The sequence below is a fragment of the Cytobacillus spartinae genome (assembly GCF_042865285.1).
Classification (GTDB): Bacteria; Bacillota; Bacilli; order Bacillales; family Cytobacillaceae; genus Robertmurraya_A; species Robertmurraya_A spartinae.
The window spans coordinates 250,711-269,357 of the sequence record NZ_JBIACK010000001.1 but is presented as its reverse complement, the minus strand read 5'-3'; the positions used below and the strand labels follow the sequence as shown (position 1 = coordinate 269,357).

At 38.4% G+C, this 18,647-nt stretch carries 16 protein-coding genes; 2 read left to right on the top strand and 14 right to left on the bottom strand.

All coding sequences use genetic code 11. The features are described 5' to 3' along the window. Positions 1 to 31 precede the first annotated feature (31 nt). Entirely contained in the window at positions 32 to 1,696 is a 1,665-nt protein-coding gene (locus tag ACFYKX_RS01280; protein ID WP_389357289.1) for a glutamine--tRNA ligase/YqeY domain fusion protein, read from the top strand. A 44-nt stretch (positions 1,697 to 1,740) separates the two neighbouring features. Here ACFYKX_RS01280 and ACFYKX_RS01275 read toward each other — a convergent pair whose 3' ends face one another. From ACFYKX_RS01275 to ACFYKX_RS01240, 8 genes are all read right to left on the bottom strand, one after another. Next, positions 1,741 to 2,889: an MFS transporter gene (locus ACFYKX_RS01275; RefSeq protein WP_389358981.1), complete on the bottom strand. Its 1,149-nt coding sequence runs from the start codon at positions 2,887 to 2,889 to the stop codon at positions 1,741 to 1,743. Between the two features lie 247 nt (positions 2,890 to 3,136). Further along, positions 3,137 to 3,772: an NAD(P)-binding protein gene (locus ACFYKX_RS01270; protein WP_389357287.1), complete on the bottom strand. Its 636-nt coding sequence runs from the start codon at positions 3,770 to 3,772 to the stop codon at positions 3,137 to 3,139. Positions 3,773 to 3,776: 4 nt separating this feature from the next. Next, positions 3,777 to 4,526: a sirohydrochlorin chelatase gene (locus ACFYKX_RS01265; RefSeq protein ID WP_389357285.1), complete on the bottom strand. Its 750-nt coding sequence runs from the start codon at positions 4,524 to 4,526 to the stop codon at positions 3,777 to 3,779. 18 nt (positions 4,527 to 4,544) lie between these two features. After that, a complete protein-coding gene (gene cobA, locus ACFYKX_RS01260) occupies positions 4,545 to 6,023 on the bottom strand; it encodes a uroporphyrinogen-III C-methyltransferase (protein ID WP_389357283.1) in 1,479 nt (492 codons plus the stop codon). A gap of 60 nt (positions 6,024 to 6,083) precedes the next feature. Further along, positions 6,084 to 6,404 carry a nitrite reductase small subunit NirD gene (nirD, locus tag ACFYKX_RS01255; RefSeq protein ID WP_389358979.1) on the bottom strand — a complete coding sequence of 107 codons (321 nt, stop codon included), beginning with the start codon at positions 6,402 to 6,404 and terminating at the stop codon, positions 6,084 to 6,086. A 15-nt stretch (positions 6,405 to 6,419) separates the two neighbouring features. Then, the gene (nirB, locus tag ACFYKX_RS01250) at positions 6,420 to 8,840 is read right to left on the bottom strand and encodes a nitrite reductase large subunit NirB (RefSeq protein WP_389357281.1); all 2,421 of its coding nucleotides are present in this window, start codon (positions 8,838 to 8,840) and stop codon (positions 6,420 to 6,422) included. Between the two features lie 213 nt (positions 8,841 to 9,053). After that, a complete protein-coding gene (locus ACFYKX_RS01245; protein ID WP_389357279.1) occupies positions 9,054 to 10,622 on the bottom strand; it encodes a fatty acid--CoA ligase in 1,569 nt (522 codons plus the stop codon). Positions 10,623 to 10,742: 120 nt separating this feature from the next. Continuing rightward, positions 10,743 to 11,888, bottom strand: a complete 1,146-nt coding sequence (locus ACFYKX_RS01240; protein WP_389357277.1) for an acyl-CoA dehydrogenase family protein — start codon at positions 11,886 to 11,888, stop codon at positions 10,743 to 10,745. A gap of 301 nt (positions 11,889 to 12,189) precedes the next feature. On the opposite strand from ACFYKX_RS01240, the gene ACFYKX_RS01235 reads away from it, so the two are divergent. Beyond that, positions 12,190 to 12,513 (top strand): general stress protein, encoded by a 324-nt coding sequence (locus ACFYKX_RS01235; protein ID WP_389357275.1) that lies wholly within the window; start codon positions 12,190 to 12,192, stop codon positions 12,511 to 12,513. Between the two features lie 40 nt (positions 12,514 to 12,553). On the opposite strand, the gene ACFYKX_RS01230 is transcribed toward ACFYKX_RS01235, so the two are convergent. The 6 genes from ACFYKX_RS01230 to ACFYKX_RS01205 all read right to left on the bottom strand — a co-directional run bounded on the left by ACFYKX_RS01230 (position 12,554) and on the right by ACFYKX_RS01205 (position 18,579). Continuing rightward, positions 12,554 to 13,285: a nucleoside phosphorylase gene (locus ACFYKX_RS01230; RefSeq protein ID WP_449257603.1), complete on the bottom strand. Its 732-nt coding sequence runs from the start codon at positions 13,283 to 13,285 to the stop codon at positions 12,554 to 12,556. After that, the gene (locus ACFYKX_RS01225) at positions 13,278 to 13,943 is read right to left on the bottom strand and encodes a sulfite oxidase-like oxidoreductase (protein WP_389357273.1); all 666 of its coding nucleotides are present in this window, start codon (positions 13,941 to 13,943) and stop codon (positions 13,278 to 13,280) included. The genes ACFYKX_RS01230 and ACFYKX_RS01225 overlap by 8 nt, the downstream gene beginning before the upstream one ends. Positions 13,944 to 13,965: 22 nt before the next feature. Continuing rightward, positions 13,966 to 14,883 carry an ABC transporter permease gene (locus ACFYKX_RS01220; RefSeq protein WP_389357271.1) on the bottom strand — a complete coding sequence of 306 codons (918 nt, stop codon included), beginning with the start codon at positions 14,881 to 14,883 and terminating at the stop codon, positions 13,966 to 13,968. Beyond that, positions 14,870 to 15,946: an ABC transporter permease gene (locus ACFYKX_RS01215; protein WP_389357269.1), complete on the bottom strand. Its 1,077-nt coding sequence runs from the start codon at positions 15,944 to 15,946 to the stop codon at positions 14,870 to 14,872. Before ACFYKX_RS01215 ends, ACFYKX_RS01220 begins: the two co-directional genes overlap by 14 nt. Next, complete coding sequence (locus ACFYKX_RS01210; protein ID WP_389357267.1) at positions 15,912 to 17,450, bottom strand: ABC transporter ATP-binding protein; 1,539 nt, start codon at positions 17,448 to 17,450, stop codon at positions 15,912 to 15,914. The genes ACFYKX_RS01215 and ACFYKX_RS01210 overlap by 35 nt, the downstream gene beginning before the upstream one ends. Before the next feature lie 106 nt (positions 17,451 to 17,556). Further along, a complete protein-coding gene (locus ACFYKX_RS01205) occupies positions 17,557 to 18,579 on the bottom strand; it encodes a BMP family ABC transporter substrate-binding protein (RefSeq protein WP_389357265.1) in 1,023 nt (340 codons plus the stop codon). Between the last annotated feature and the right edge of the window lie 68 nt (positions 18,580 to 18,647).

The following is an 18,647-nucleotide window of genomic DNA, read 5'->3' as shown; positions in this document are numbered from 1 at the left end:
TACTATGGAAAAATGGAAAGGCTGATTTAGGTTGGAAAACTCTTCAAATTTTATTAAAAGTATTATTAAAGAGGATTTAGAAAAGGGTAAGCACAAAGAAATTATTACCCGCTTTCCTCCAGAACCAAATGGATACTTACATATTGGTCATGCGAAATCAATTGTGATTAACTTTGGCCTTGCAGATGAATTTAACGGAAAAACAAACTTACGTTTTGACGATACAAACCCATTGAAAGAAGATCAGGAATACGTTGATGCCATTAAAGAGGACGTAAAATGGTTAGGATTTGAATGGGAAGAGCTACGATTTGCATCAGATTATTTCGATGAAATGTATGATAGAGCTGTTTTGCTTATTAAAAAGGGCCTTGCGTACGTAGATGACTTAAGTGCAGATGAAATTCGTGAGTATCGTGGAACTTTAACCGAACCTGGTAAAGAAAGTCCTTATCGTAATCGTTCAGTAGAGGAAAATCTAGATCTATTTGAACGTATGCGTAAAGGTGAATTCGAAAATGGACAAAAGGTATTAAGAGCAAAAATTGATATGTCTTCACCTAATATCAATTTGCGTGATCCTGTTATCTATCGAGTTTCACACGCTACTCATCACAACACAGGAGACAAATGGTGCATATACCCTATGTACGCATTTGCTCACCCTCTTGAGGATGCAATTGAAGGTGTGACGCATTCACTTTGTACGGTAGAATTTGAAGATCAACGCCCCCTTTACAATTGGGTAGTTGAAAAGTGTGAAATGGAAAGCACACCTCAGCAAATTGAATTTGGTCGTTTAAACGTAACCAATACAGTTATGAGTAAAAGAAAATTAAAGCAACTAGTTGATGAGGGATTTGTAGATGGTTGGGATGATCCACGCATGCCGACGATTTCTGGACTAAGAAGAAAAGGCTACACTCCAGAAGCAATCCGTGAGTTTGTTAAGGAAACAGGTGTTTCAAAGGGATCAGGCGCTGTTGATGAAGCCATGCTTGAGCATTTTGTACGTGAAGACTTAAAGCTTAAATCACCTCGTACAATGGGAGTTCTAAAACCATTAAAAGTGGTCATTACAAACTACCCTGAAGGTCAAGTAGAAATGCTAGATGCTGAAATCAACCCTGAAAATCCAGAAATGGGTACGAGACAAATTCCATTCTCTAGAGAAATTTATATTGAACAAGACGACTTTATGGAGGATCCTCCAAAGAAATATTTCCGTCTATTCCCCGGCAATGAAGTACGCCTAAAACATGCTTACTTCATCAAGTGTGAAGATTTTATCAAGGATGAGAATGGAAATGTAGTAGAGATTCACTGTACGTACGACCCTGAAACGAAGAGTGGAACAGGTTTTACTGGCAGAAAAGTAAAAGGAACCTTACACTGGGTAGAAGCAACACAGGCTGTTCCAGCAGAGTTCCGACTTTATGAGCCTCTTATTTTGGATGCAGATGAAAATAAGGAAAAAGAAGAAACTTCTGAGGAAAAAACGTTCCTAGACTATGTAAACGAAAACTCATTACAGGTTGTTCAAGGATTCATTGAACCAAACATGAAAAACGTTAAACCACATGACAAATTCCAATTCTTCAGACACGGTTACTTTAACGTGGATCCAAAGCATACCACATTTGAGAAACCAGTATTTAATCTTATTGTTTCATTAAAGAGTTCGTTTAAATTATAGAGATCAAAAAGGACCTAAACCGCTTTGGTTTAGGTCTTTTTAACTTATATAGTTTGCTGCTCGGCAATTCTTTTCTTCCTTACAGTTACTAACGTCATGAAAATAGTTATTAATAGAAAAATACTTGAAATTTGAAATAGAGTTGCGATTTCAATATATTGAGCAAGTATCCCAAATACTAATCCACTAAGTCCAATCCCTAAGTCAATAGAGGAAAAGAACATCCCATTTGCTACTCCACGTCGATTGGCTGGAGTTAAGGATAAAGTCCAAGATTGCAATGTCGGAATTAGTGATCCAAAGCCTAGCCCAAACAATAGTCCAGCGACCGCTATCGCAAAGTTAGAATGAGCATATGACAACACCCACATTCCAACAAAGGTGACACCTGAACATGCTACGATGAGACCTAGAGGTCCTCTCTGATCAAACCATTTACCTGCGATAGGTCTAGCGAGTGAAGCCATAATAGCATTAAATAAGTAGAAAAGAAAGATTTGATCGATTCCTCTCTCTTCTCCAAAAATGACAATAAAGGTAACAATCGATCCATATCCTAATGTAGCCATTACGGTTATAAAAGCGGGATACCAGCTAGATTTTTCAATTAATGACCCGGTAAACGAAAATTTTAACTCTTCCCTTTTTGTGTTTTTGACCACTTCTGGTGTGTCGTACTTTACCGTCCATAACAAGAGGATGGCAATAACGCCTAAAATTCCTGAAATCATGATCAAGTTTGTAAAAGAAGTTACTTGAAATAGATAAATTCCAAGGCTTGGTGCAATAATCATCCCGAGCGTGACGGATAGACCAAAGTATCCCATTCCTTCTCCAAGCCTAGAATTCGGTACAATGTCCACCGCAGCTGTTCCATTAACGGTTGTAGACCATCCCCACGCCAAACCGTGTGCAAAGCGGAAAAGCAAAAATAACACAACGATTTGTGAAATCGGATAAATCACGGTAATCAATAGTAATGCAATCGCACCTATTAAAACAAGTGATTTACGGGCTTTATATTCAAGCATAAAACCAATGAAAGGACGGCTTAATACCGCTCCAATCGAGAATAAAGTCGTTACGAGTCCTATTTCTAACCCTGATGCCCCGAGCGATTTTATGTATGGTGGCAAAGTTGGAATTAGCATTTGAAATGACATAAATACAAATAGATTCCCAATCATTAACATAATAAAAGATTTAGTCCATAGTACTTCTTTCTTTTGACTCAAAATATCCCTCTCCCCTACTCAATTAATAAAGTGGAACGGGCATTAAAAAAAGAATCTCCACATGAAGATCCAAATCAAAACCGTTTCATCTGTTCACTTTTATTATTTCGAATCACTAAGAAATCATAACATAATCCTAGAGTAATTGAAATTTAAATTCATGGAAATTATTAGGTGCTCCAATAGACAAAGGCTAACAAAGATTCTAGCGATTTTCGTTAGCCCTAATCTCTTCATAAAGTTTTAAAAACATTTCTTTTCGGTTAGGATGACCTAAAAAGGATTCATCTTTTACAATACTAGATAACAACTGCTTCTTCATAGTGCTATCTGTTACATGTTTGAGGATAAATTGCCTACTTTCATGAAGGAACTCGATATATTCTTCGTATTCTTCACCATATAAAGTTTCAAGATCCCTCTTAATTTTACTAGCTAACATAGGACTTGCACCTGATGTAGAAATAGAAATCATTAATTTACCACGTCTAAAAATGGACTGAAATATGAAGTCCGACCCGCTTGGATCATCGACCATATTTAATAATTGATGAGGTTGAGCAGACTCCTTTACAGATCGATTGATTTCTTTATCGTTTGTTGCAGCAATGATTAAGAAGGCATCATTTAGATCACCTGGACTGAAGGTCTTCATCTTCCATATAATTAGTTCTTGCTTAGCTAGCCTCTCAATTGTTTCAGTGACTTTAGGGCTTATGACAATCATATGATCTGCGCTTTCTAAAAGCCCAATTACTTTTCTTTCTGCTACGATTCCCCCACCAATGATGACGATTAACTTTCCTTTTAAATCTAAGGCAATTGGGTAAAATGAACTCATCCTTTCACCTTCCATCCCAGACTCTTACTGGTGCTACTTGAGTCTCTTTGACACGATATATTAATAAATCAATGATTCTCTTATCAAACCCAGTAGGATCACAAAGTATCACTTGCCTAGTAGCTTGTAAGCTGGAAATCGTTTGCTTTACTATTTCGAATAGACTGTTTGCAAAAAGTAAATGTGGAACGACAAAAACTCGGTTGTTTCCGTTTTCTAACAAACGACTAATGGTCTTATCATAATAAGGTTCTATTTTTAAGTAACTTGCTAACCCATGAGAGTAGCCTCTATCCTTTAATGTAGACACCATTTTTTCAAACTCCACTTGAGCGATTGGCTCTCGACTACCATGTCCTAACAGAAGAACAGTATCATTTCCTTCCTTCGAAAATCCCTTATATCTTAATCGCTCCTCCAAAATATTGATTAGAATTTCGTGTACACCTAAAGGATTCCCGTACCGAAAAAACACTTCTGGATATTTCCTCTTTGCATTCTCAAGCTCTGTTGGAACGTCTTCATTTGCATGAATACCTGGGAGAAGGAAGACTGGGACAACCGTGATGGTTGTTGCCTTCTTTAAGACACAATCATCAATGGCTTGCAAGATAGAAGGTTGAGCATTTTCGAGAAATCCATAGGATTTGATTGGTACATCTATTTGGTCAAATGTTTTATCAATAAAATTAATAAATTGATCGTTGCCCGTCTTCCTTCGACTTCCGTGTCCAACAAATAATATTGCCTCCATTAGAACATCTCCCTGTTTTTAAAAATTAACCTTATCCCTATTAATCGTTAATAAATCCAACATGCTTTCAATCGTTGGTACCTCAGGCTGTTCTTTCGATACAAAACCATAGAGTTCTGCTGTTTTCTTCGTACGTTCTCCCATACAAAATAGGTCTAATTTTTTTACAAGAGATGCCGAGATAAACCCTTTCTCAACGACATCTTCCACAAACATTCTTACACTTTCACTACTCGGGAAGATTAGAGAATCTAATGAGGCTTCTTCTAACATTCTTTGAAAAATAGGAATAAACTGTTCGTCTACGATTAATTCGTTTACGATAAGGAAATCGCATGTCCCGTACTGAACGGTGTAATTCACTTTATTTCTATAGGCTTTATTATCCCCAACAATTAGCAGTTTCCCGCTTATTGGCATCTCATCTGCTAATTTAGCAAACACAAATTTCTTTTTCAATTCTTCAACCGATTTTCTAGAACGGCCATAGAAATCAGCATCAATCATGCGAATATCGATTTGCTCCTCATAGATCATTTCGAAAAATTCAGTAACGCACTCCGGAGAAGAAAATAAGATCTTTTCGTAGGAGTGAAGATTGCTCATGATACGTTTATCAGGACGTACTTTTCTTTGTTTCCACTTAGGAAATTCAATGACGTCTGCTCCTTCATTTATTAATGCTTTAGCTAACTCACTCTCATTTGTACCCGTACGAGGTAAAAGAATTTGACGACCATATAGGGGCTTCCTCTCAAACCACGCTAATTTGCTTCTTAAGCTCACGATGTCCCCCACTAAAGTGATGGCAGGATTCTTGAAGTTCTCTTCCGCCACTTTCTTAGCAATCGTTGACAATGTTCCCTCTAATGTCTTTTGACGTCCATACGTTCCCCATTGGATTAAGATAACCGGTGTCTCTGGCTTTCTCCCATATTTCATGAGGTTTTCACAAATATAAGGGAGGTTCGATACTCCCATATAAAAAGCAATGGTATCAACACCGGTAGCAAGGCCTACCCAGTTTAAAAGCGGTTTTCCCTCATCCGATTTATCATGAGCGGTTACAACTGCAAAGCTTTCTCCAAATTCTCTATGGGTAACAGGAATTCCAGCTTGAAGAGGAGCGGCAATACCTGAAGTAATACCTGGTACCATTTCATAAGGAATGTCATGAGCGGCTAACTTTTCCGCTTCTTCGCCCACTCGACCAAATACACCTGGATCTCCACCTTTTAAGCGTACAACGATTTTTCCTTCTAATGCTTTTGAAACAAGCAAATCGTTGATTGCTTCTTGCCTAAGTATATGGCGGTGAGGCAATTTCCCACAATAGATTAATTCAGCATCGGAAGAAGCAAAGTCCAGAAGCTTTGGATTTGCTAACCGATCATATAGGATAACATCCGCAGATTTTATAGCTTCTAGTCCCTTTACTGTAATTAAACCAATATCCCCAGGTCCCGCTCCTACTAAAAATGCTTTTCCTTTACCCATGATGTATAGCCTCCTAAGTTGAATCATTATGGAGGGACCCCAACATCCCTCCTTCATGTTTTATACAATCATATATACCCTTTGATCGATTACTTCTATTTGAAAAGTCTTCACTTGTCCCTCATCTGGCGCCTGGACAAGGCCATCTAGTAGAGATATTTTCCAATCATATAAAGGGCAGAACACATAGTGACCACTTACTAACCCATCTGCTAATGTACCACCTTTAGGGTGTGGACTCTTATTCTCCACGGCCTTAACTTCTCCATTTGACAATCGAAAAAGAACGATCTCTTGTTCCTCTATTTTTATAACCTTTCCAACTTTTAGTGGTAGGTCTTGATAGTTTGATATTTCTATACGTGTTAAGGTTGTTTGCATCATAATCGCCCTCTCTTATTTCAAGCTTAATGAGTGAGATTGATAATATTTCTCTCGAATTTGCTTATTTTCAATCGCTTCCTTCCAAGGCTCGTTGTATCTCGTTAATGTTCGATCTAGTCGTTCGTTTAAAGTGTTCACTAATGCCTTGTCTGCAACCACTGATTGGACTGTTTCTAACCCTATTCTTTCAATCCAGTAAGATGTTCTCTCTAGGTAATTTGCTGTCTCACGATAATATTGGATATAGGCACCTACAATTTTCATAACCTCATCCTTGGTAGATACTGTGCAGAGGAGATCTCCGCCACGTAAATCAGTTCCACCGTTTCCACCAACGTAAATTTCCCACGCTCCATCAATTCCTACAATCCCAACATCTTTTATGCCGGATTCTGCACAGTTCCGAGGGCAACCGGAAACACCCATCTTAAATTTATGAGGAGTATCTAAGCGTTCAAACTTTTTCTCAAGCTCGATTCCGAGTCCCATAGAATCTTGTGTACCAAATCGACAGAACTGAGACCCAACACATGTTTTTACTGTTCTTAGCGTTTTCCCATAAGCGTAACCAGAAGGCATACCTAATTCTTCCCAAACACTTGTTAAATCTTCTCTCTTTACCCCTAAAAGCGCAATCCGTTGTCCACCGGTTATTTTAACTAGTGGAACATGATATTTCTCAGCTACTTCTGCGATTTTTTTCAAATCTTCCGCTGTTGTAACCCCTCCATACATCCTTGGAACCACCGAGTAGGTACCATCCTTTTGAATATTTGCGTGCAATTTTTCATTTACTAATCTAGAATCCCGATCATCTTGATAACCTTCTGGGTATATCATTCCTAGATAATAATTTAGAGCAGGTCGACATTTTGAACAGCCTTCTTCGTTTTTCCAATCTAGTACGTACATAACTTCTTTAATACTGTTAAGTCCTTTTTCTTTTATTTCTAGTACGACTTCATCTCGACTCAAGGAAGTACAGCCACACAATGCTTTTTTCTGAGCAGTTTGATCAAATTCGTCACCAAGTGTAAATGCAAGAATATCAGAAACTAGTGATTTACAACGACCACATGAGCGGCCCGCATTTGTGCAAGAGCTTACTTCATCCACTGATGTTAACCCTTGTCCCTTGATCGCTTCGACAATCGTACCTTTCGTCACTCCATTACATCCGCAGATCAGCTCTGAATCTGGCATAGCCGCTACGCTTTGTGATTCCTGTTCACCATTACTCAAGCCTAAAATCGCACTGCTTGTCTTTCCACTAATATCTTCTTTCTCCATTAGCATACGGAACAATTTTGTACTGTCTTTTGTGTCACCATATAAAACGATTCCAACAATCCTGTTATTTCGAATTAATATCTTTTTATAGATGCCTTCAAATTCGTTATGAATGATGATTGATTTAGTCGAAGCATCCTCTAGTATTTCACCAGCAGAATATAAATCAATGCCTGCTACTTTTAGTTGTGTACCTACCACTGACCCTTCATATGGCTTTGTTCCCTTCTCACATAAATGTTCAGCAAGAACTTTTGCCTGTTCGTATAGAGGAGCTACCATTCCATACGTAATTTCCCGATGTTCCGCACATTCCCCAACTGCGTATACAGAATCCACACTGGTTTCCATAAAATCATTGACAACAATCCCTCTGTTGACCGTCACTCCAGCATCTTTGGCAAGCTTTGAATTCGCTTGAATTCCCACAGCCATTACCACTAAATCTGCCTCTATCTCAGAACCATCTTTAAACTTTAGACCTTTTACCTTTTGATCGCCTAAGATTTCAACGGTTTGCTTTTCTAAAAGAAATTTAATTCCTTGTTCTTCAAGTTCTCTTCGAAGCATGTTTGATGCAGTTGGATCCAATTGTCTTTCCATCAGATGTGGCATTAAATGAACAACATGAACGTTCATCCCAAGATGTACTAATCCTTTAGCTGCTTCTAAACCAAGTAAACCTCCACCGATTACAACGGCATTCTTATGGCTTCTCGATACATTGATCATCTTTTCACAATCTTGTATATCTCTAAAGCCGGTTACACCATCCTTATCAGCACCTGGAACTGGAAGAATAAAAGATCGTGATCCTGTTGCAAGAATCAATTGATCGTAATGAACCTTATTTCCTTTTTCTGAAAAAACGATTTTATTGTTCGTGTCTATATGAACGACAGGATCACCCGTATGGAGATCAATGTTATTTTCTTTATACCAATCCCATTCGTTTAGGATCATTTGCTCAACTGTCATGTCACCTTGTAAAACATTTGATAATTGAATGCGATTATAGTTCGGATATGACTCTTCGCCAAAAATAGTTATATGATATGCATCGGCATTAATTTTTAAAATCTCTTCAATCGTTCTTACTCCAGCCATCCCATTTCCAACTAATACTAGTCTTTTCTTTTCCATGACCTGAGTCCTCCTCTGGATGTATCAATATTGTTTGTTGTTATGATAGCTCTATTTTAACTGCTTGAATGGTGAAAACTTGTGATGTTTGTCACAAACCACTGAATTATGTGAAGTTATTCACAAATAGTTCAAAATGGAGCCGCTTTCAAAAAAGTTATAAGAAAAGGGCTTTCCTCGAATAGGAAAACCCTCCCTTACAAGTATTAGTTTTTATGATTTTCCGTTTGCGAATAGATCTTCCAATTGCTTTCTAAGAACAAACTTTTGAATTTTCCCACTTGCATTCCTCGGTAAAACATCACAAAACACATATTTTCTAGGTCGTTTGTAATTTGCTAGTTCCTCGCTGTTTTTACACCACTCATCAAGATCGGCTTCAGTGATTGCAGGGTCCTTTTTTACGACAAACGCTGTAACACTCTCACCCCAACGATCATCGGGTTGCCCAATAACCGCTACATCAAGTACGCCACCTTGGGCATAGAGTACATCTTCTACCTCGCGTGGATAAATATTCTCTCCACCAGAGATAATCATATCGTCGACACGGTCTTTAACCCATAGATACCCTTCCTCATCTAGATAGCCGATATCCCCTGAATGGTACCAGCCTTTAAACATCGCTTTTTCAGAAGCTTCTTTCCGATTAAAGTAGCCACTCATCATGCATGGTCCTTTTACGATGATCTCACCTGCTTCACCAGCTGGGAGAATATCGTCTGGATCTGAAGGCCCATCTTCCTTAGGCCTTACAATCCTTATTTCGTGATTTAAACACGCCTGACCTGCAGAGCCAGCTTTTCTAATCTGGTCATCTTCATCTAAAAAAGTAATGGCAGGTCCCATTTCAGTCATTCCATAAGCTTGAACTAAAGAAATACCTAATTGATTTTGACAAGCATATACTAGTGCTGGTGCCATTGGTGCTGCTCCATAAAGACCGAGTTTTAAGCTGGATATATCATAGTTGTCTAACGGCTCTTGGAGAAGCATATTCCACATCGTTGGAGCTGCAAAAAACTTTGTGATTTTTTCAGTAGAGATTAATTGCAATACACCCTTTGGATCAAAGTGGTGGAGAATCGTATTTTTGGCTCCTACATGGACCCTCGGTAAAAACGCACAGTGCAGTTCAGCACAATGGAACATAGGAGCTGTAACAAGTCCATTATCACTTGGTGTAAGTCTAGTAGATCCTATCACAATTAAGCTTTGTTCCACCATTTCTCGATGACGATGGATGACTCCTTTTGGTCGACCTGTTGTACCGCTCGTGTACATAATTGCATAAATATCATTTTCATGGATGTCTGCTTCTATTTCATTATTTGGTGCTTCAATTACTTTTTCATGATAGCTTTTCGCGTAAGATGGTACTCCATCATCAATGATCCAAAACGAAGTATGGGGGAATCTTTCAGCTATTGGACTTATACTAGATTCAAGCATTTTTTCAAATAATACGACCTTTGGCTTCGCATCATTTAGTATAAAAGCTACTTCCTCAGACATTAATCGGAAGTTAATAGGATTAAAAATAGCACCAATCTTTGCACATGCAAAGAAAGCTGTTGCTAACTCTTCTGTATTAAAGAGGTAAGTCGAAACAATGTCACCCTTTTTGACCCCTTCATTTAGAAGGGCATTTGCTAATTTAGTTACTTCAATGCTCCACTCTTTATACGTATAACGAAGGTCTTTTCTCACATCATAAAGTGCTTCTTTATTAGGATACTTATTAACGGTTAAATCAAATATCTTTCCAATAGTAATCGTCATGCGATATTCCCCCTATTATATTTAATTTAAACATGTAATGTCTCGGCTGAAGCCTTATTGGTATCATGTAATGTCTTTAAAAAATAGTAAACCGTGCATAGACGAAATTCTGAATTTACCTTAAAGCCCTAAATTCTTGGCAATTATCGTCTTCATGATTTCATTTGTACCAGCATAAATACTTGAAACCGGAATATCACGGTACCTTCTTGCAATCTCATATTCCTCCATATACCCATATCCACCATGAAGCTGCATGCATTCAGCTGCTATTTGTTTAGCTATGTCCGTCAATTTAAATTTAGCCATCGATACCTTTGTAACAATGTCCCTGCCATTTATATGATCAAGAATGAGTTGATCAAGAAACGCTCTTCCCATCTCAATGTCCGTTGCCATTTCAGCAATTTTAAATTGAGTGTTTTGGAACTGACTGATTGGTTTTCCAAAAGCTTCACGGCTTTTCACATATTCAATGGTCATCCTTAACATTTCTTCCGATGCAACTTGGGCAGCGATAGCTACTAATAGACGTTCCTGTTGAAGTTTTTCCATCAGATAGATGAAACCTTTCCCTTCCTCACCTATTAAATTCTCCTTAGGAACACGACAATCTTCAAATATCAATTCTGCTGTATCTTGACTATGTAAACCTACTTTGTTTAGTTTTCTTCCTCTTGAAAAGCCAGGGTGATCTCGCTCAATGACGAGTAAGCTGACCCCTTTGTGCTTCGGCACTGCATCTGGGTCTGTCTTACAAGCCACAATGACCAAATCAGATTGAATACCATTTGTGATAAATGTTTTTTGACCATTAACAATATAATGATCTCCTTCAAGTCTCGCGGTTGTTTTTATATTCGCCAAGTCTGATCCTGTACCCGGTTCTGTCATGGCAATCGCGGTAATGATTTCCCCTGTTGTACAACGAGGTAGCCACCTCTGCTTCTGCTCTTCCGTTCCATAGGCTGTAATATATGGAATCACAATATCATTGTGCAAAGCGACACCTACCATACTAGAACCGACTCTTTCAATTTCTTCGTTAATGACTACACTAAATCCCCAATCAACGCCGCTTCCACCATATTTCTCATCTACATCTGGGCATAAAAACCCTTGTTCACCCATTTTTAACCAGAATTCACGTGGAATCATTCTTTCTTCTTCCCATTGGTCATAGAATGGGTAAGCCTCTTTCTCGAGGAACTTCCGTAAAGACTTTCTAAAAATTTCATGTTCTTCTTTTAAATATAAATGAGCCATTGTTACACCTCTATTAGAATTTAATTTCACTTATTCGTAAGCGCTTACTTTCTTCTGTAAATTAAAGGACTCATACCTCCCTATTTTTAAATTGTATTTCTCTCACTCAAGGTTCATGACAAAGATGATTTTTTGCAATACTATTTTACACTCTCTTAATACCTATATTTTAGATTATACAGAATTGTCAATCTATTTAGAAGGGATAGACTCAATTAATCTATGTTTAAGACTCTACTTCTCGGGAATAGACTAAATAGACAGTAAATAATACTGAATCTATTATAAGGAGATGGTGTAGTTGAAACCTACTGTAAAAGAATTTTATAAGGACACAGAAGTTTTATCAGAAGTTAATAGACTATCTTCTGAGGGAGTAGACAAAGAAAATATTTATGTTTTATCGCATGACGACGATCGCACAGAAAGAGTTGCAGATAACGCTGACGTTAATCAAATTGGCATGAAAGAATTGAGTTTAGGTACTACGGTAGAAAATATATTCAATAAAAAAGGGGACGAGCTTCGAAATCAATTAGAAGAGTTCGGGTTTAGTCAAAGAGAAGCAGAAGAGTATGAAGAAAAACTTGATGATGGAAAGATTTTATTAATGGTTGCACACTAAATTAAAAGCCAAGGAATAAATCCTTGGCTTTTTCTAATGCCTATTCAATATTTACTAATGCATCCAATGCTATATGAGCTTCAGCTTCAATAGCGTTTGAAACAGCATCTGTATGTGGATTATACTCTTCTCTTAAATCTGCATCTGCGTATCCATCAATTGCTAAGATAGCTCCTGCTTTTATTCCTCTTAGTGAAGAAATTACGTACAGTGCACTGTTTTCCATTTCCACAGCTAATACACCAGATTTTTTATATAGGCCATGCGGAAACTCAATAACCCCACTATAAAAGGCGTCTAAAGTAAGTGTCATCCCTTCATGTACGGCAATTTCACCATTTCGAGAGGAAGCTGCTCTACGTAGTGACTCAGTAACATGTCGGTCCGCTACAGCAGGAAATCCAGGTGGTACTAGCTGACTAGTTAACCCATCACATCGCACAGCTGAAGTACTTATTACAATGCTTCCTGGGAGTACTGCCTTTTGATATGACCCAGCCGTCCCAACACGAATGATCGTCCTAGCCCCACCTTGTATTAATTCCTCAAAACACACTGCTGCACCAGGAGCACCAACACCATGACTGACAACAGCTACTTCCTTCCCTTTCCAATGTCCGATATAACTATGATACTCTCTGTTTTGAGCGAATAACCGACCGTTCGTTAATAAGCTAGATATATGCTTAGCTCTAACAGGATCTCCACATACGACAACAGAATGTGGAAGTTCTTCTGGATTAATTTTTAAATTAGGTAGTATTTTAGTCATAATCCTTTCTCTCCCATTCATCCTCAGGTATTGGTAAATCCTCTCCTGAAAAACGTTCTTCCTTGAATGGATCACCGTTTATATGGAAGCCATTTTGCTCCCAAAAACCTGGTTTATTTTCATTGATGAATTCAATGCCTCGAAGCCATTTCACACTTTTCCAAAAATAAAGATGTGGAATAACGATGCGTAGAGGGCCGCCATGCTTATCGGTTAACGGCTCTCCTTCAAAAGAGTGAGCTAGTAAAACATCATCTCTATCTAAATCGGCTACTGAAACGTTTGCGGTATAATCCATATCACCATGTAACATAACGTACTTTGAAGAAGGCGTTACACCTATTTCCTTCAAAAAGTCACGGAACAATACACCTGAAAATTGATTATCGAACCTTGACCAACGGGTTACACAATGAATATCACGAGTTACCGTCGTTTGTGGCATTTTCATTACGTCCTCAAAAGATAACTTAACTTCCTTATCAATTTCACCAAAGACACTTAAATCCCACTTGTCTAAATCATAGACAGGCACATCGCCTTCATGTAGGATAGGAAACCTTTCTGTTAAAACCTGCCCTGCTGGAATACGCTTGGCTAGGGCTGGATCTGATACTGGAACTACTTTCATACGTTTTATCCGTTCCGCTTTATTCACAAAATCACCTCAAAACTAAGTATTATCTTGAGCTTTGTTGTCCTGATAATTCAGATGACGCTCCTCGATTTTTCAAGAAAAACATTGCAAATATGGTAATTAAGTAAGGTAGCATTGCTGTAAACTGAGTGGGCATCGAGAATCCTTGGAGACGGATACTAATGGCATCCATTAATCCAAATAAAAAGCTAGAACCAATAATTCCTAGTGGATGTGACTGTCCTAACATCATTGCGACTAAGGCAATAAATCCACGCCCCGCAGTCATCCCTTCTGTAAACATCGTAACTTGCCCTAAGGACAGCTGTGCACCAGCCAATCCGCATAATACTCCACACAATATGATAGCCAAATATTGAAGTCTAACTGTTTTAAGCCCAATACTCCGTGCGGCTACCTCATTCATTCCAACTGCTAAAACTCTAAATCCAATAACCGTTTTATATAAGAATAAATAGAGGATGATAGCAACTAGAAAGGCAAAGTAAACTAATGGAGAATGATTAGAAAACAGAACACCTACATAAGGAATATCAGATAATAATGGGAGATCCATCTTAGGTAGACCAACCATTTCTTTATCATAAAAAGCTCCCTTTACACCAAAAATCGTGCTAAGTCCAAAAGTTGTTAACCCCATTGCTAAAAAGTTTAAGGCAATCCCCACAACAATGACATTTGCTTTCAAATGTATGGACAAATAGCCAAATAATAAGGAAAATAGGATTGTTATCCCCGCAGAAAATAAAATTGCAATTAAAATGCTATTAAAAAAGTAATTTCCTACTATGGCCGAGAATGCACCTATTAAAATCAAACCTTCCAAACCTACATTGAAAATCCCTACCCTAGCACAAAGGGCTCCACCTAATGCAGCAAGTAAAATTGGCGTTACCATTCTCATGGTTGAACCAAGAAGTTCCCAATCAAACAGCTCCATGTGAATCCCTCACTTTCTTTCTACTTTTCCACCATTTGAACGTAAATTTTGCCGAAATAAATAAAATAAGAACCGATTTAATAACAGCTGCTATTTCTAACGGAACCTCTGTATTTCGCTCAAGTCCCATCGCGCCAGTTTCTAATGCAGCTAAAAAGATACCCGTCACAACAGTTCCAATAGGATGTGAGTTTGCTAGAAGAGTTGCCATTATTCCAGTCCAGGCAAACCCTGGTCCAGTTAAAGCTCCATCTACGAAACGATATTGTGTACCAAGTACTTCAACCGTTCCAGCTAATCCTGCCAAGCCTCCACTAATAAACATACTATAGAGCAATAACTTTGCTTTATTTATGCCACCGTATGAAGCGAAAAATGGATTCAACCCAAGCATTTTAACTTCATATCCAATGCTTGTTGCTTTAAAAATAAAGTACATGATCAGTGCTATGCAAATTGCAATAATAAACCCTACGTGTAAACTCATACCTTGAAATAATTTTACAAACCATGCACTTTGATCAATCATTTGTGATTGAGCAAGAGCAGCGGAGCCCGACTTGTCTTGAAAAGGCTCTGCTACTAAGTAACTAGCAAATAGCACAGCTACATAGTTAAGAAGTAGAGTTGAGATTAGAAGCTGTACTTTAAATTTCGTTTCCATCCAGCCTGCCAAAAGGGACCATAATCCCCCGGCAATAACACCAGCTAGGAGAGCAGCCATGATTTTAACAAGCCCAGGCCCTGGAACATAAAGTGCGGCTAATGCAGCACTAACAGCCCCTAATACCATTTGTCCTTCTGCACCAAGATTGAATACACCTGCACGAAATGCCAAAGCTACCCCAAGTCCAACGATGATAATAGGTGTCGCTCGTGCAAGAGTAGCAGTAATAAAGTAGAAACTACCAAATGCACCTGACCACAATTCCATATAAGTAGACAGTATAGGTTCTCCCACTACACTAATGGCTACCGCTCCCGCAAGTAAGGCAAGTATGATCGCCGTAAATGGCTGGAGTAATGGCTTAAACAGTTGTAAGAACTTTTGCTGCATGTTCATCTTTTTTACCTCCCGCCATTAACAAGCTTATATTTTCCTCATTTATTTCACTACCTACTAATCTTCCTACTATTTTCCCTTCATACATGACCAGAACCTGATCAGAAAGCACCATGATTTCTGAAAGCTCTGAAGATACAAGCAGAATGCTATCTCCATTATTTCGTTTCTCTATTAAAGCCTCATGAATATATTCCATTGCACCTATGTCAACCCCTCGAGTCGGTTCGGCTGCAATTAATAGGGGTGTGTTTTGCCCAAGCTCCCTTGAGACGATCAGCTTTTGTAAGTTTCCTCCGGATAAATTTCCAGCCTCTTCTTGTAAGGAACTAGTCTTAATCTCAAAGAGTTGGACCCAACTATTCACTAGCTTTTGGAATTGCTTTTTAAGGAGAAGAGACTTCTTATTATATTCTGGTTTCTTGTAAAACCCCATAAATGCCGTTTCTTCCACAGTGGCTCCTTTTGCGGCTCCCCACAGATAACGATCTTCTGGAATATGGGATAAACCAGCATTGCGAATGAAAGAGACAGGTTGATCCGTTACATCTGTTCCGCCAAGCTTAATAATCCCGCTGCTAACTTTACGAAGCCCAGATATCGCCTGTAGCAACTCAGATTGCCCATTTCCCGATACACCTGCAATGCCAACAATTTCTCCCCGGCGTATGGAAAAGCTAATATCATCTAAAAGAGGCTTCTTTCCTTTTTCTTCAATTGTAAGTTTGTTAACTTCTAAGAATGTATCCTTATTTAGGTTAACTCTTTGGGTAATCTCTTTAAGCTCTCGTCCAACCATTAGCTTAGCTAACTCATCTATGGTTGTTTCTTTCTTACTTAATGCTCCTGTCACCTTTCCGTTTCGAAGGACAGTGATTCGATCAGCTACCTCCATAACCTCACGAAGTTTGTGTGTAATCAAAATGACACTCTTTCCCTGATTCGCAAGGTTCCGAATCGTCTTTAGCAGACTTTTCACTTCTAATGGAGTTAACACGGCTGTTGGTTCATCTAAAATAATTATTTCTGCTCCCTGATATAAAACTTTTAATATCTCAATTCTCTGCTGCTCACCAATGGAGCACACACTTGTTTTTACCGAAGGCCTAACTTGAATTTTATAGGTATCTGATAGTTTTTCAACTTGCTCAGTCGCACTTAAACGATTAAAAAAACCATATTTTTTTGGTTCATGACCCATCACAATATTTTCAGCTGCAGTAAAATCAGGAAACAACATGAAATGCTGATGAACCATACCGATTCCACTTCTTATAGCATCTTTTGGATCATGGAAGGTTACTGGTTTTCCATTAAGTAAGATGTCGCCCGATGTTGGTTTTTCCATTCCATAAAGCATGCGCATTAAAGTCGTTTTGCCTGCACCATTCTCACCAACAATAGCATGTACCTCACCCGTTTTTAGGGTAAAAGATACATCTTCATTTGCTAGAAATGTTCCGTACTTTTTAGTCATATTTTTCATTTCTAAGCGAAATGTCATATTGTTATCCTCCCTTAAAATCTAATATCCATGGCAAACAAAATGGAAACCGACTACGAAAATAGTAGTCGGTCCCGTATTTTATTCAAATTCTACTAAATCCACTCTATTGAGCTAATGGATTCGGAACCTCAAGAGTTCCCGCTAGAATCTCATCTTTAATTGCGATAACTTGGTCAATCATTTCTTGACTAAGGAAAGCGTTTAAAGGTGTTTTACTGTCATGTGTTACGTATGTTAATCCAACACCGTTTTCTTTAAGCCCATATTCAACTACTCCAGCTTTGAAGGTCCCTTCAGCAAATGCTTTAATTGTTTCATAAGATGCAGCATCAGTTCCTTTAAGCTGTGATAACACGATGTGCTCCGGATCTACTTCTGTACGGTCAATATCTTGACCCGCAGTATAAAAGCCTTTTTCTTTCGCTGCTTCAAATACACCAAGGTCACCTACTGCTGCTGCTCCTGCAATAAAGTCAGCTCCCTTTGAAGCTTGTAAAAGTGCTAGTTCTTTCGCTTTTGCTGGATCCGTAAATCCACCAACATAATTCACTAAAAATTCTGCATCAGCGTTCGTACTCTTCAACCCTTGTTCAAACGCTACAGTCCACTTCTTCAAAAGAGGAATATCCATTGCTGCAACCATTCCTACTTTGTCAGTTTTAGTTGCTAAACCAGCTGCTGCTCCAAGAAGGTATGCAGCCTCATGCTCTCTAAAGTTAACACTTTGTACGTTTGGAAGATCCACGGTTGTGTCGATAATCGCAAATTGACGATCTGGATTTTCAGTAGCTACCTTTTTTAATGCATCTTCTGCTTCAAAAGAAGAGGTAATAATTAAATCATAACCTTCAGCTACCGCCACACGTAAATTCTCTTCAATTGCAGAGTGGTCTGCAGATTCAATCGTTTTTAGTTCTACACCAAACTCATCAGCAGCTTTTTTTGCACCATCATCCATTTGTTGGAAGAACGGGTTCACACCAATCTTTTCTGGAAGAACTAGTGCAATTCTTGATTTTTTCTCATCGCTCGTACCGTTATCACTTGCTTGTTGCTGTGTCTCTTTAGAGCCGCAACCCACTAGTAAAACGGCAAAAATAGTCAATAATACAAAAAGTTTTTTCATCTTCAGATAACCCCCTAGGTGTTTAAGTTCGTCTTTTCTAAAACCATATTCATAATTTAATAGATTCT

Excerpts from the sequence above, each read along its gene's own strand:
- ACFYKX_RS01275 (WP_389358981.1), bottom strand. The coding sequence starts at position 2,889 with ATGTTAATGATTGGGAATCTATTTGTATTTATGTCATTTCAAATGCTA.
- ACFYKX_RS01270 (WP_389357287.1), bottom strand. The coding sequence starts at position 3,772 with ATGAGTTCATTTTACCCAATTGCCTTAGATTTAAAAGGAAAGTTAATC.
- ACFYKX_RS01265 (WP_389357285.1), bottom strand. The coding sequence starts at position 4,526 with ATGGAGGCAATATTATTTGTTGGACACGGAAGTCGAAGGAAGACGGGC.
- cobA (WP_389357283.1), bottom strand. The coding sequence starts at position 6,023 with ATGGGTAAAGGAAAAGCATTTTTAGTAGGAGCGGGACCTGGGGATATT.
- nirD (WP_389358979.1), bottom strand. The coding sequence starts at position 6,404 with ATGCAAACAACCTTAACACGTATAGAAATATCAAACTATCAAGACCTA.
- nirB (WP_389357281.1), bottom strand. The coding sequence starts at position 8,840 with ATGGAAAAGAAAAGACTAGTATTAGTTGGAAATGGGATGGCTGGAGTA.
- ACFYKX_RS01245 (WP_389357279.1), bottom strand. The coding sequence starts at position 10,622 with ATGACGATTACTATTGGAAAGATATTTGATTTAACCGTTAATAAGTAT.
- ACFYKX_RS01240 (WP_389357277.1), bottom strand. The coding sequence starts at position 11,888 with ATGGCTCATTTATATTTAAAAGAAGAACATGAAATTTTTAGAAAGTCT.
- ACFYKX_RS01230 (WP_449257603.1), bottom strand. The coding sequence starts at position 13,285 with ATGACTAAAATACTACCTAATTTAAAAATTAATCCAGAAGAACTTCCA.
- ACFYKX_RS01220 (WP_389357271.1), bottom strand. The coding sequence starts at position 14,883 with ATGGAGCTGTTTGATTGGGAACTTCTTGGTTCAACCATGAGAATGGTA.
- ACFYKX_RS01215 (WP_389357269.1), bottom strand. The coding sequence starts at position 15,946 with ATGAACATGCAGCAAAAGTTCTTACAACTGTTTAAGCCATTACTCCAG.
- ACFYKX_RS01210 (WP_389357267.1), bottom strand. The coding sequence starts at position 17,450 with ATGACATTTCGCTTAGAAATGAAAAATATGACTAAAAAGTACGGAACA.
- ACFYKX_RS01205 (WP_389357265.1), bottom strand. The coding sequence starts at position 18,579 with ATGAAAAAACTTTTTGTATTATTGACTATTTTTGCCGTTTTACTAGTG.